12 protein-coding genes and 1 tRNA gene are annotated in these 13,572 nt (G+C 45.7%); 3 read left to right on the top strand and 10 right to left on the bottom strand.

The genetic code is table 11. The features are described 5' to 3' along the window. Window positions 1-30: 30 nt before the first annotated feature. The gene (locus tag IPJ71_11550) at window positions 31-783 is read right to left on the bottom strand and encodes a hypothetical protein (GenBank protein MBK7844313.1); all 753 of its coding nucleotides are present in this window, start codon (window positions 781-783) and stop codon (window positions 31-33) included. Between the two features lie 309 nt (window positions 784-1,092). On the opposite strand from IPJ71_11550, the gene IPJ71_11555 reads away from it, so the two are divergent. Beyond that, window positions 1,093-4,620, top strand: a complete 3,528-nt coding sequence (locus IPJ71_11555; GenBank protein ID MBK7844314.1) for a hypothetical protein — start codon at window positions 1,093-1,095, stop codon at window positions 4,618-4,620. A 130-nt stretch (window positions 4,621-4,750) separates the two neighbouring features. Then, complete coding sequence (locus tag IPJ71_11560) at window positions 4,751-5,593, top strand: hypothetical protein (GenBank protein ID MBK7844315.1); 843 nt, start codon at window positions 4,751-4,753, stop codon at window positions 5,591-5,593. Between the two features lie 247 nt (window positions 5,594-5,840). On the opposite strand, the gene IPJ71_11565 is transcribed toward IPJ71_11560, so the two are convergent. The 3 genes from IPJ71_11565 to IPJ71_11575 are packed head-to-tail and all read right to left on the bottom strand — an operon-like array spanning window position 5,841 to window position 8,445. Further along, on the bottom strand, window positions 5,841-6,233 hold the full coding sequence (locus IPJ71_11565; protein MBK7844316.1) for a hypothetical protein: 393 nt from the start codon (window positions 6,231-6,233) through the stop codon (window positions 5,841-5,843). After that, window positions 6,209-7,636: a hypothetical protein gene (locus IPJ71_11570; GenBank protein MBK7844317.1), complete on the bottom strand. Its 1,428-nt coding sequence runs from the start codon at window positions 7,634-7,636 to the stop codon at window positions 6,209-6,211. Before IPJ71_11570 ends, IPJ71_11565 begins: the two co-directional genes overlap by 25 nt. Beyond that, window positions 7,636-8,445: a hypothetical protein gene (locus IPJ71_11575; GenBank protein MBK7844318.1), complete on the bottom strand. Its 810-nt coding sequence runs from the start codon at window positions 8,443-8,445 to the stop codon at window positions 7,636-7,638. The genes IPJ71_11570 and IPJ71_11575 overlap by 1 nt, the downstream gene beginning before the upstream one ends. Before the next feature lie 429 nt (window positions 8,446-8,874). On the opposite strand from IPJ71_11575, the gene IPJ71_11580 reads away from it, so the two are divergent. Then, window positions 8,875-9,330: a transposase family protein gene (locus tag IPJ71_11580; GenBank protein MBK7844319.1), complete on the top strand. Its 456-nt coding sequence runs from the start codon at window positions 8,875-8,877 to the stop codon at window positions 9,328-9,330. An 86-nt stretch (window positions 9,331-9,416) separates the two neighbouring features. Here IPJ71_11580 and IPJ71_11585 read toward each other — a convergent pair whose 3' ends face one another. The 6 genes from IPJ71_11585 to IPJ71_11610 all read right to left on the bottom strand — a co-directional run bounded on the left by IPJ71_11585 (window position 9,417) and on the right by IPJ71_11610 (window position 13,319). Continuing rightward, the gene (locus IPJ71_11585; protein ID MBK7844320.1) at window positions 9,417-9,761 is read right to left on the bottom strand and encodes a hypothetical protein; all 345 of its coding nucleotides are present in this window, start codon (window positions 9,759-9,761) and stop codon (window positions 9,417-9,419) included. Then, on the bottom strand, window positions 9,734-10,033 hold the full coding sequence (locus IPJ71_11590; GenBank protein MBK7844321.1) for a PadR family transcriptional regulator: 300 nt from the start codon (window positions 10,031-10,033) through the stop codon (window positions 9,734-9,736). The genes IPJ71_11585 and IPJ71_11590 overlap by 28 nt, the downstream gene beginning before the upstream one ends. Continuing rightward, window positions 10,030-10,443 (bottom strand): hypothetical protein, encoded by a 414-nt coding sequence (locus IPJ71_11595; GenBank protein MBK7844322.1) that lies wholly within the window; start codon window positions 10,441-10,443, stop codon window positions 10,030-10,032. The genes IPJ71_11590 and IPJ71_11595 overlap by 4 nt, the downstream gene beginning before the upstream one ends. 283 nt (window positions 10,444-10,726) lie before the next feature. Beyond that, a complete protein-coding gene (locus IPJ71_11600) occupies window positions 10,727-11,542 on the bottom strand; it encodes a hypothetical protein (protein MBK7844323.1) in 816 nt (271 codons plus the stop codon). 128 nt (window positions 11,543-11,670) lie between these two features. After that, complete coding sequence (locus IPJ71_11605) at window positions 11,671-13,218, bottom strand: hypothetical protein (GenBank protein ID MBK7844324.1); 1,548 nt, start codon at window positions 13,216-13,218, stop codon at window positions 11,671-11,673. A 24-nt stretch (window positions 13,219-13,242) separates the two neighbouring features. Next, window positions 13,243-13,319 (bottom strand) — tRNA-Met (locus IPJ71_11610). Window positions 13,320-13,572 lie beyond the last annotated feature (253 nt).

Raw genomic sequence — 13,572 nt, forward strand, 5'->3', positions numbered from 1 at the left:
ATTCAAAGCCCTCTTGCTTGAGAAGCGGAATCAGTCTCCGAGAAAAGCAACTTCTGGAGGAAAATACCCCTTCGGCCCCCGCACCCCACCAGAAGATGAGGAGCAGGAACTGAGATTCCAAGTCTGGCACCAGGCAAATTTAAACAGCTGAAGCTCTTTTCTTAAAACAGCGGGAGGCAAAAGGGGAGCAAGAGAGTGATGATAGTTGATGCCTATAAGATTCGCTCGAGAAAATCCCCCAGAAGTTTGCCAACGGGAGGCCTCTTTCAAGCCCACAGCCCAATCAGGAGAGTAACCAAAGAGTCTCTTCTCGCCAAGGCTCCCAATATTATCCATCAGTGAGCCTGTGAAACTGATTTGGGCTCCAGCCTGAGGATAGTTGCGCAACAGTCCAATAGAGTCACGAAGCCGTTCTTGGTAAGAATGAATCCGATCCTCTTTAGAGAAAATAGGGTCATATTCCCCTTTGTCACCTTCAGCCAAATTATTTCTTGGGTGCAAATAAGGGCTTCCCGCGTAGCGGTTGAGGCCCTGCGCTTTAAGATCGTAAGAATCCGCAGCCCATTGAACCCTGTGTCCTCCTGGAATTCTGTCTGGCCAATAGATCGGTTGATGCAAATGCCATTGGTAACTAACATGGATTTTTTGGGAGTCTGCCCTGCCTCCAACATGAGGGTCCAATTGCAGTCCACTCGAATGAAAAGCAACAGCGGCTAAAAATAAAAAAAGAAAAGAGAAAATCATCTTGGAGCTCATCTTGATTGATGCCTGAAATATATTCATTTCCAGAAGTCTACTGAATCGACAGACTTCTTCAACCCGATTTCGACTTCACATTTACTGATCTAAATCAGAAAACTGTCGCAACTACAAAAAACCTGACTAAATCAAGGTTGAAGAATATGTTGAAAAGTTTTCTCTTTCCTAAAGATCATGTTTCAAGTAGAAAGTCAGTCCCAGTTTGGAGCCAAGTTAAAGTGATCTAACCCATTGTTTTGAATGGGGCGATTCCTCTTTCTGCTGCACCTCTGAGAACAGGAATATTCATATCTTGTGAGCCAAATGTGATATCCACGAAAGGAAAAGATAACTTTGAAAAAAATAAATAGTGCCAGTCAGGGCCAAGTCTCTTTCGTCTCCTGTACTTCCGATACCATTGATTTTTTGCGCTATGCATTATTTATTCTTCTCCTTCTTCCGGTTCTCATTTCCTTTCCTCAGATTGGGAAAGCCAATGCTACTCAAACCGTCCGAGTAGGTAAAAACTGTTTGATCGAATTGATCGGAGACTATGCGCCTGAAAGGTCTGGAAATTTCTCTCGTTATGCAAGGGAAGCAAATAGGAGAATCACGCAAGTACGTCAGGAACAACCCCTTCCGGACCATTCATCTCTCGCGAAGGAAATTGCTCTGGCTAAAACATGGCAGGGTATCGCAGGCCCTCAGGCGTTTGACGCTTTCCTCCCAAATGGCCTCCGATTTCTTTCAAACCCAACCCCCAATGCTGAACACAACTTAATGGCAGGTCGCCTCAATCCTGAAATTTCAGGAATGGCTCGAGTGAACTTCAATTGGCGAGGCAAGGCTTATGGCACAGACATCTATTTTACAAAACCAATCCCCACTGATCGAATGACAATTCAAAATAGCCAAGGATATCTTATCGGACCTGAAATTCCCCTCGTCTATTGGCGCATACATGGTGGAGGTACTCCCAGTGCCGTAGCAAGTAATGCCAGTACCGCGGCCAGTTTCATGGCGAAACATGGGATACCGACGATTGCGGTCGATCAACAAGGTCATGGGCGCGGAGTTCGTGATCCGGTTATGAGCATGGAAGACCAAATCGAAATGAATCTAGAGATTATGAGCCATCTGATCCATCCAAATGTGAAAGTTATCTTCGATGGACACAGTTGGGGGGGCGAAGCCGCTTACGTTGCTTGGAGACTCGATAAGGGAAATGACCCACGCTATAGGCAAATCATCGGCTATATCGCTGAGTCTCCTCCAGGCGACGTAACTCTAGGTGGATCTGCCAGAGATCGACTCTTTAGTGAAGAGGTCATCTGGAAGAAACTTGTCGGTGAGAATCGTGATCTAGTTGCGGAAAGCGACTGGAGTTTTATGAGCAATATTGTGAGAAATCTCAAGATCAGTGGGGTGGCACCTTGGTCAACTGACTTAACTTTTATGGGCTACAAATGGGATCCGATCTCTCCAGAAGATCTGAACAAATTGAAACCATTGCTGGTTATCGTGGGCCAACACGATGGTCTCGTTTACGTGGGTCGCGAGAAAGCATTTCGTGAACATTTGGGACAGATCCTTCCGCCTGATCGCTTTGTCGTCCTTGAACCTGGCAGAACCTATGAAAATACGAATTCTGCAGACCCACTTAAGAAGATCGGGCATCAAATTAGCGACCGCTACAAAGATGGCACAGAAAAACCTGATGCACTTCTCAGAGAACTGGGGTTTATTTCCGAGATTTCAGGGATGGAGTTTCCTGAAATACGACCAAATCAGGAAAAAGAAAATGCACTGGCGGTCCTCTATCGCCTATTTCTCCTCTATTCAAATAATTTCGCTGCCAGAGAATTTTTGAACGATCACATCGAATATGTTCGCCAACCCACCAAGGAGCTATTGGAGCGACAAGATAGATCTTTGGAGATCCTCAAGTTTTTTAGTGGTCGGCAAAATGAAATTGCGAGACTCGCGACAAAGCTTGAGCAAGCCAAACACGCGACCGAAAAGGAACTCAGCGAACAGTTTCAGGTTAAAGGCGGCTACGACGGCGCACAAAAAGAATTAGAAGTTGACCGCTCCCCAGAGCGAAAGAGAGTGTTGCATGAATACCTCGAAAAAATTGAGGAGGCCGAGAAGCGGGCAGGAGAAAGCTTTGACGAGAATCCATCCGTGGCTGAGCGAATTAAGATCGTAGAAAAGTACGGCGAATCTCTGGTCGTTCAAATAGAAACCTTGATTAAGTTTAAAGAGGTTCAGAAGACTGTCGGGACAATCAGAAAGCTGTATGCAAATAGTCAGGTTGAGATTATTCAGCGCATCGATCACCTTTTTAGAGAAAATGACATCGATACCCCGAAACCAAATGAGATCGATTCATTTCTGGCAGCCCAGATAGATCGGTTCAGTGCTCAACCTGCAGACTTTGTTCCATCAAAAGGAGCACCTCGTACAAAGAAGGACGGCTTCGCCAAAGTTCTCGCTTCCTGCGAACAGGCCCTGATTGCGCTAAAGAAAGACAAATCTCGCCGTTATGGACAACATCTTGCTAAGATTCAAGAAGAAGTGCCAGCTCCCAAGGGAATTCATCGTCCTTCGGATGCAATGTGGGAACTCAAACTCCAGCCCTTGACTCCAGAAAGAAGAGATCAATTATCCACTTATATCAGAACCCATGGCTCTTTCACACTTGAGGCCGCGACACAGAATGAACTCGCTGCTGAGAGAGAATTAGCTGTATGGGAAGAGAACGCGCTCTCTTCCCTTCTGGGAAGAGATTTTAGAAGTGAGGATCGGCCTCAACCCAATGCTGAGGGGCATGACAATTCAATTTATTCAGCTGAAAGAGCTGCCTATCGCAAATCTATATTGACCGAGCTTGAGGAGTTTCTCTTTGTCACAAATAAGATACGTGACGATGGATATGTGAGACCATTCACGACAGGTCGAATTGCAGATTCAAACAACCTCAGTGAGCTCGCAGATAGGAGGATAGCAATTAAGATTGAAATAAATCAATTGGCCTCTGGGCTTCAGGAGCTGAACCAGTCTGTAAATGCAGTTAGAAAGGAGCGCCATGACACCTTTAAAAAGCTCTCCATTCTCTTCTCAGAAGGAACATCTCAGGCTTTAACTCACACGATCTTGCAGGCCGAAGAGAAACTGGCAGACGTGGAGCGAATATTTAATCAATTTAGCGAAATAAGAATGAACACTCTGCTTGGACTTGAAAAAAGAGGCGAATTAACAAGAGAGGCGGTTCTTGCTCAGCTCCCTGATTTTGCAAACATCGAAACAGAATTTAATACAGGCAGAGCGGATTACCTCGCGATGTTAGATGAAATTAAGATGGTGCGATTAAGTGAGGCGCGTGATGGAAATTTATTGTCCCCACAGGATCCCGCCGGTTTGATCGCGAAAGGCCTGGTTTCCTCTCTTTTAGGTAATTTTAAGATCATTTCAGAAGAGGGTCGGAGGACCAATCTCATTGTTCCTTCACCTGAGAGCCTAGAGGCAAGACTGCTTGCCGGAGAAATAGAGCGTGATAATTTTCTCTCTGTGATAAATGCCAAAAGGAGAGAATGGAACGAACTTGGAATCAGAATTTCGGAGGCGGACCAAGATCCCTCCGGATTTGGACCTACTGACAGGACTAGGTACACTCGTTTGTACAAAATTGAAATCAAAAGACTTTTAAATCATAGTCGCGAAACTTTATTGGATATGCTGACAGATGGAGACATGGCCCCTATCTACATGGAGGCCTTGCGCTCGACCCTGACCCACTGGGAGAGCCAGGATATGTGGCGCCAAGTGCTTCACAGGCAGGACGACCCGAAAAATGACCTGTATACTTTGAAAGGTCATTAAGATGGCGAGGGAAGCAGTTCGGTTTGAATTGTTGCACTTTGTTGTGAATGAAAAAAAATGGCTCGATTTGTGCAGCCTCTATGCACTTGCGGCGAGGTTGAATGTTATGACGAGGTAAGTCGGAGGTCGATTGCATTTTTTTTATCATCATTCTGTAAATTTGATCGCAGTTTCCCTCTTGCTCTGTGCATCAGGCACGGCGCGGGCCCTTGGTGGTATTACTGAGAAAGCCTTCGTCGAAGGCACCTTGGAGCATATCGGTGATATCCAATTCGCGGGTCGCTTTCTGCTCGACAATCAAGATAATTATCGAGACTGGTTTACAGTGGTCGAATGGCAAGTACTTCAAAATCATTTAAGCGGTTATTTGGAACTCCACGATCTCCCTAAAGTTTGGAATCGAAATGAATTGGCGCAATGGGGTTATCCTGAGCATTTGCCTGTTATAAAGGCTGTTCTTTCTGTGACTCATGGCATCTCAAGAAGCAAACTCCCTCCAAGTCATGTTTTTTTCAAGGTTTTGACCGCGATGAATGTGACCGAGTCCAATTATAAAAAGACTTGGATGAAACACAAAGAAATAGACCGCGAATCGGAGATAACACTCAAACGAGTTGAATATCTTCTGGACGTCATAGTAACCAAAATGTCCATTAAGCGTGCAGAAGAGATGGGGTTTTCTTATAAAAAATACGATGCCACTGAGTGGCTCATAAATCCGCCCATGCTGGTAAAGCCAACTTACGATTACAAAGCGGAGGTTGATTTTGTATTGAGTTTTGAACGGGACTTCCATAATTTCCTGTTAGCTCAATCGAACCAGTTTCGCTGGCGGCATCCGCTTTCCAGCGGGCTCAATATCCGCAAACATTTTGGAAACTATCGTCGCAAAAATAAAATTAAGAGAAGCTGTCGGTCCTATCTTGCCTCTAGCAACATCGGGATAATCAATATGGCAACTGCAAACGAGTAGAACTTAAACTGGCCAACTTGATTGTTGCTCCAGACTCCAGGGAAGCTTGCCTGAATTAAATCTCAGGAATCCAGGATCTTCAAACATGCGTCCGGCAGTTTAACTCCCGTTGTGATCACTGCACCAAGCACCAAGCCGAACTCGATCCTGAGCTCCTGAAATAAGGACAGGCTGGAAAATTCCGCCACTATCAGACCCAACCAAGCTACCGAAGTAGAAGCCCATCATTTTTCCGCCCGAAGAAAATTTAGCGATTACACGAATGACCCTTAACAAGGCCACTTGAATGCCTGAGAGTCTTCTGGACTTCGCTCAGTGATTTAGATCGCCAACTCAAGAGCGCGACTTTTTGAGCTTGGTCATCTAAAACTCGAAATTCAACAAGAAAAAAATGGCCCATTTCATTACGAGCTTTTTGAGGAATGTCCTCAATCTTCAACTCAAGTTGCGCGGACATCTTCGGAAAAAGCAGTAGCGAACAATTTTGTCGGCAGTTTATGGCCGCGACCTCTTGATAGCAATAGCCCTTCTTTAGCCCACGAGCCTGAAATAAATTTATCTTCTCCAACCCCGCGTTCGACTCAGCAAGACATTCACTTGCAATTGCTAACCAAATTAAAATTGAATAGAAGATTCGCATTGTCTTGCTTCCTCCACATCACGCTCGGAAAACTGCCTTTGGGGAAAACTTGCCTGAACCTCACGAAAATATTTTAGCGATGCCGCGAGGTGGGCTGACGGTTGCTCCTCTGGAGAAGTTGGAGCTGGCTCGAATAGACAGCTCTGAACGGTCAACAAGTCTCGGTAGTAGCCTCTCTCTTTAAAAGCCTCCAACTCAGGGGGCGTCCCTTTAATTTGGTCCAATTTTGCCATCAATTTTTTGTAATCTGACCATAGCGCCTTGGCCAGCACAGCTCGACTAGAGTCAAACTTGGTCCAATCGGGTTCAATATTGAGCGCAACACTATCGCCAAGTTCTTTGTATTCCGCCTCAGAAAGACTGCCTGAACGAGCTTCAGATTCTTTTGACAATGACAACGCCTCCTGGAAGGTCTTGTGCCGTGCCTCTCCAACCTTGACTATCTCGGCGACTGCCCTTTTGATCGCGGCATCTGCACTAGCAAGACGAGTCCTCGCATCACAAACGATCTTGGGCAATTTTAAATCTTTGCATAATTGAGGGCTGAGTCGCTCAATCGCCGCAATGACCTCCTTCGCTAATGCCGAAATCTTTGCCGAATTGTAGTTGCCGTCTGAACAACTGTCCTCAGAATATCCCTCACTGAATGACAGTAAGAACGATACCGTGGTCACTGATTGCCCGAGCTTTTGCCTTGCTGCCTGACATCGTTGCGAAATTGCCAGTTGAGAGGCGAGCAAAAGTTGCGTACCCGACTCGTTGTAAACTGGCTCTTCGATGTCCGATAATTTCTTGAGATGCCGATTTTTCACCGCATTCCATAGGTCATGCGTTACTCCGGTTCCAAAATTGAAACTGTCGGAGGCAGTGGTGACACAGATTTCCGAAGAGGCCAAGTTGGCAAAACCACCTGTAAAGCAGGCGTCCGCGTTTACCAAGACCTTAACTCCTGGCGGTTTATTTTTAAGTAGCTCTTTTAGATCGTCGTCGCAAATGTAGTCTTTTGAGGAAAGCCAAACGCAGGAGGAGCTTTTTCCCGCGACAGGTGCCCCGTGGTTTAACAGGCTAATTATTACGGTGTCACCCTTGCCTGCTTTTGCCAGACTTTGTTGAATCAAAGTTTTCAATGTCCCTGAACGCGCTGGTCCCTTGTTCTGTTTGATTTCCAACTCAATGGGCCAGCCACCAGGCACAAGTGACTTATCATCGTTTACAAAAAGATGGCACTCAGGTCGCTTGGAGGAGTTGGCACAGACCGATTCAAAGTTCTGGCCGGTTCGGTAAAAGTCGGCGTGATTTTGCGTGTGCACGTTCTCATCAATACCGATGGCGTGAATCCACACGTCCTTAGCCTGTGCCTTCGAGAAATTGAGAAGGAGAAGACAAATAAAACTGGCAACCATTAGCCGATTCTCCTGAGTTGGCGGCCTGGGCTTCCCACCAGCGTTGTATCAGTTAGGGTAAAACTGATTCTCTTGCGATCTTTGTAGTGCTTCCATGTAGTAGTTTCAATGCTCGTATGGCCGAGCCAAATCGAAATGTCTTCATTCTTTTGCCATTTTGAAAGCATCAAGTCAGTGAAACACTTTCTGACTCCATAAAGGGTAATGACATCGGCCACGTCTTTTCGGACCGTTTTGGAGTGTGGCCTTTGAAAATCTTCACGTTTGATCGTTGAGAGGCAATCGCGCTGCACTTTGAAAAGAATTGGAATGTGTTTGTATCTATTTTTCTCCATCATTCCGACGAGCTTTGATTGATACACACTGAGAACCTGCTGTCCGGATTCCTTATCCATTGTGCGCTGCCAGAATTTTTTATTGTGAAGGACATCGACCTCAGAGGGGCGAAGTCCAAACCAGAGAGGGATTTCCAGCCAATTATAGTGGTTTTGATCTGTAAAATTGGCCCTAGTTTTTTTTAGAAGATCGGGTGAGAGTAGCAGACTTTCCGTTCTAGCCCCAAGCTCACTATTCTTGCCTGCCTTGGTTCTCTGAGCTTCAGCAATTGCCGAGCGAAAATTTCCCCTTGGCGGTTTCACTGGTTCAAAATAGCTACCTTCTGTAGCCGAAACAAAGCGGCCCCACCGATTCAACAATCCGATGATCTTGTTTGCGTAATCGACCGAAACTTTCTTGCTTCTCATATAGATATAGATCGGTTTATTTTTCTCTTTGTATTTTCGAGGGTAAATCTTCAGTTCCACTGCCATTCCCTGCACGAATTTGAAATGGGAAGCCAGTTTGCTTCGATGGACTTCAGTCCCCGTGGATTCGTTTTCGAGCATCTCGAAGAATGAAGCCACATATGGCTGTGAGAAGAGACGGATATAAAACCAACTTTTGGTCTTTCGGACTTTTCCACAAATTACTCCTCGGCAAAAAGCGCAGAGGAGCAGAGGAGTAGAGGAAAATCATCTATATATCCTACGCGACCCTACGCGGAAGTCCGGCTCTCCTCCGTTCGTGGCGGAACGCAGTGCGGAACAGCAGTTAATACGGAGCGCGTCAATTATGCCTAACTTAGGTTCTGGTCTAGGTCGCACCGCTTGTACGCAAGCGGGCGAAAATGGGATTCAGAGCCGTCTCAGATCTTCTTAGAATTTTGGTTGTCGAAACCAAATCTTAAAAAGGAGAGACGGATGAATCCCAATTGGGAAAGTACCCAGAATTTTATCCTTTTGCCAGAACTGAAAATGTTAACTCACTGGCAGAATCACAAATTCAGGACTCATTATAGGTGTGCCAAGGAATCCAAGTTCGAAGTATGCCCTAAGTGCGCAGCGAAATCCAATTCCGTCCATGACCGCAGATGGGTCAAAATCCAAGATCATCCCATCCGCGGATCTGGAATCCAGCTGCAAGTACTCAAACGCCGATTTAGATGCCCCGGGTGCAAGAGGCTCTTCACAGAACAGAGCCACTTAATGGCGTCAGAAAAGGCTATAAAACCACCGAACGCCTCCAACGAATCGGCATCGATGAATACAGCTGGAGGACATGCCGCAAAAATGGAACGACTGAGTTTGCCTCGCGCAGACGTGAGAACGCGGCATAGCAGTATCTGCAAGAAAAAGTACAACCCGTGTAGGGATTAATCACGTAGTCCATTGTTGGCGCTTTTGAACGATTAAGTATGGACTTCGCCTCTATCGTCTTTACCGGGGCCTGCGTAACTTCTCCATCAACCGGTTGGTTCTCGATATTCATATTTCCGCCAACCCTCAATGTTGAACTCTTTCTTGTTTTTTCGAAGCTCACTTAATACCTCTCGAAGCCATGCAATTTCAACTTCGAGCAAGCGTAACGGCCTTTCAAATGCCAAAAGGGGCAGTTGCAGCTCCTGGGTCTTGCACCACTTGCATCTTTCCTCCAAAAAATTGCGTCGACTTTTCAAATTACTTAGGCAAGTTTCAAGAGCTGCCGTCGCCTCTTTGTGCGCCAAAAACGGGAGTAGGTAGATTGCAAGATCCACCTCGCTTCTCGGATGAGATGGACTACTTAAAAGCCGTGCTCCATCTTGGGCCAATATTTTTTCCCCTTTTCGGTAATAGAAAAGACTTTCTTAACTGGGCCACTACCTTCTTTAAGTTTTGTCTTTACAAGATTTCTCTCCTCTAAGAAGGACAGTGATTTGTAGATTGATGTTTTACCTATGTCCGTCCAAAACTTAAAACCACGGGTAGTCACAGTCCTTTCGATGTCGTATCCGTGAACACTTTGCTCTGCAATGATAGAGAGCACAATCAAGGCCGCAGTGGGCAGCTTTTGTTCACTTATTTCATCTGACTGCTTTTTCATGATAGTAGCTCGAGGGTAATAATGATCGTCATCGTACTAATTATTCCATTAACCACTTCAATCTTCAGCAAGCGGCTCGGATAGGTCGACTGAATCCACATATTCCAAAAACGCGGGTATACTCGTATCGCCGCAAACAAAAGAGAAATCAGTACTGCATCTGCCAGAGAACCAATCACGAATGGCTTAAACAAAAAGAATGCAAACGTGAGAATGTAGACTTCGACCTGAGTGCCTAAAAACTGAGTAATTAAATACTTTTTCTGTGATAGCCATTTTCTTACGCCTGGCTCAGTTTGCTGAGCTGTTTTATAGATTTTATCGACCATTGGATTACCGTAAAGAATGCCCATGATCACAAAATGAATAAGCCCGACAATTGTTCCCCAGAGTAAGGTGTGTACTAACATGAATTGCTCCTCCTGTTGATTTAGTTTGACTAGTACACTAGTGAACTAGATTGCTCATTTCAAGGGATTTTTCATTGCAGACATAATTATAAACTGACCGGCTTGATTGTTGTTCCACACTCCAAGGGTACCTGTGTCTTAGACACAACAGATTCACCGAAGGATTGCGGGCCAGCCGCTGTATTAAAATCAAGCACTTTCTTTTCGAAGGTTTCACAGCCAGAGGATCTGGTGACTATGAAAATCCACATAAAAATTCAATTTTTTCTTAAACGAACAGGCCCTAAAGGTGGCGACGTGGGCGTAAACTGACGAAGTCAAAAGTTCGTCCAGCAACTTGAACCCTCTTCAGAGGGGTCGGGGCTAAAGTATTTGGGATAAACTGGATTTTGATAGCAGTATCGATCCCACCATCAATGCCATACGGCAAAATAGATTCCAAATGAAAGATGTTAGGGCCGATTTTTCTGATGTCCCAGTAATCGACAACTCCAGTTGTGTTGGAGAACGAACCGATCATGTGTTGTCGATAATAATCCTCAGATTGGGGCAAGACCACTTCACCGGGCCAGATTTCAACACTCAGTTGCGAGAACTCCACGGGCCCGTGTCCCCCCTGATCTCCCCTTGTTGATACGAACATAGTGACGCTCTGTCCGTTTTCTGCATCGACCAATTTATAGGCACCCGCCGGCAACTGAGCCATCGTTTCATAAAGAAGACGGACCCTAGTCACCGAGGAGTCGCTAGGGAGGAGGCCGATAGGAGGACCGTATACGGGAATCTCTCGACCATCCATCGTCTGTACGCCGGTAATTTTGGGCTGGTTGTTAGCAGCCATGACCATAAGAGCAGCGGGATCGGTTGTTTTCACGTGAAAGACATTGCCGTCACGATTAACGATTTCATGGCTCGGACTGCCTTCCAAAAGCTCGATCAGCTTCGTCCCGTGAGCGAACGGAGGATAAACGTTTTCGTCGAAAACGGTCAGCCGCAGCAAGCAAGAAGGCTTTCCACTCACATCCCAAGGAACCTCCGGGCCCGCAAAGGCAGGTCCATTGACAAACATAAGCGCGTAAAACATGATGAAAGACTTCATGGCGGAACCTCCAGTGGGCCCGGTATACGCATTACAGGTGTAGGAGGTCAAGGCCAAAACTAAAACAATTCTTTCCGGTATTCGTGCCAAAATTCATCGCTGCTGCTCAGTTTTGCAGCGGCGCTCAGTCAACTTTCTCGCCCCGACCGCTTGGTCGATTCTGCGAATTCTAATCGAATGTGAACTCGTTTGTTCAATTTGTCATTTAAGCGATTCACCAGCCATTCAAGAACCTCTTGGGTATTGCTGCCATCAAAGAGACCTAAATCCGTGGAACGGTCTAAGAGTATGGAATCTCTGATTTCAATATACCCATTCAGAAGCTCATCTACCTCCGATAAGTCTTCACCTAACTGAATAATAGTTTTTCCCAGGCTATGTACAATTACAAACTCCGGCTGAATGTCATGCCGAGTATTTCGAATGAAACTTAAAAAAGTAGAAATATCCTGGCGACTGGGGAGTATCACGGAGAATAGCTTGATAGGCTCTTTCAAACGAGGATTCGCAAGCTGATGACTCGCAATACTGCTCCACCATTCCAATGACTTTGGATGAATGTGAACGAATTTTGGTTTGAGGCTCAATTCACCTAAGTCATAGTCCATAAAAGTTGTACGCACTTTGTACTCCAAAAAATCTACTTCTGTATGGCCCCCCAATGAAAACCAGCGCTCTTCAGAGGGGTCAAATACAAATGCTCCTTCTCTCTGCTCGTCCAAACTTAAACATAGATCTCGCAAATCACCTATTCCAGAATCATAGGTTCGGCGGAGTTGATACGGTCGATTAGAATGCCGAACAGGACCAGCGATCAAAGGAAAATCACCATTAACAGAGGGATTGTTCGGATTTGATGATGAAAGTCGAGTCTGACGTTTAAGCAATTGGCGAAAGGCAGCCTCTACACCCTTGAAAGCAAAATCGCCCTTACGCCTAACTTCGGCCACAGCCTTTGGGATTTGCTCGAACAAGGAATCAGCTGAATGCCCCAAACCTAATTCAATGTGTTCAATCATATCGGGTAGATCTTCAATTGCCGCCGCAGTGTATTGCTCACTGAAGAGGCTTCTCAATGCTAAAAATGAAACTTCTTTGTCAACATTATATGCAATCATCGATCTCATAAGCTTTGGCAGGAGGATATAATATCCCATCTCATGTCCCCCCTGAGCTCGTTCCAGCTTTCCGTACAACTCGGCTATTTGCTCGAGAGTCCAGCCATATCGAATGGCCAAGGGTAAATTATTCAAAGCATAGAAGACTGCCCTGATTGCAACTATTTTTTTAAGATCCTCCACCTGGGTAGACAGATTTGTGTTTGATTTTCTTGCAGCCTCAAAGCTCTGGATAAGCAGCTTTGAAAAGTCACCGAGTTCTAAAAATATATATTCCCTGGAATTCAAGAGGACATGAAGGACGGCAATGATTTGTGATTGGGATATCCCAGCATATCCTGCCGTACGAACCAAATTTGGAAGATCTTTTAAAAATAGTTCTGCGTGATCTGCATAGAATCTGCTAAGAGCTCCCTTGAGGCCGTCCTCTTGCGTTTTCGTCAGAATAACCGCACATCGTGGCTGGTGTCCCTCAGATGTACTAGCGCTATAAAGGGGTGGAGGAAATCCGATTATAAGAAAGAAAAGCAAATAAACACAGCTCAAAGACCGATTCATATGTACCTCCAACCAGTGATAAAATGGTAGCGAGGGAGGGACTTGAACCCCCGACACGCGGATTATGATTCCGCTGCTCTAACCAGCTGAGCTACCCCGCCACGATCGAAGAAAAATGCCTTGTTTCTCGTGGGTAAGCGACAATCGCGACTTCATGGCAACAGCGTCCACGGTAATTTCGCTTGAACACACGTATAACGATAGGAGGGTCTTTTCTACACATAGCAGGACGCCTCTGTCAATGACCCTGCAGCATCCTTGCCGAAGCACCGATGGATTGATTTTGCGTCGCGCAAAACAACAAATACCACTCCTTTTGAGGGGTCGACTTGACCCCCACATTGGCCTCGACGA

It is taken from the genome of Bdellovibrionales bacterium (genome assembly GCA_016714165.1).
Lineage (GTDB): Bacteria > Bdellovibrionota > Bdellovibrionia > Bdellovibrionales > UBA1609 > JADJVA01.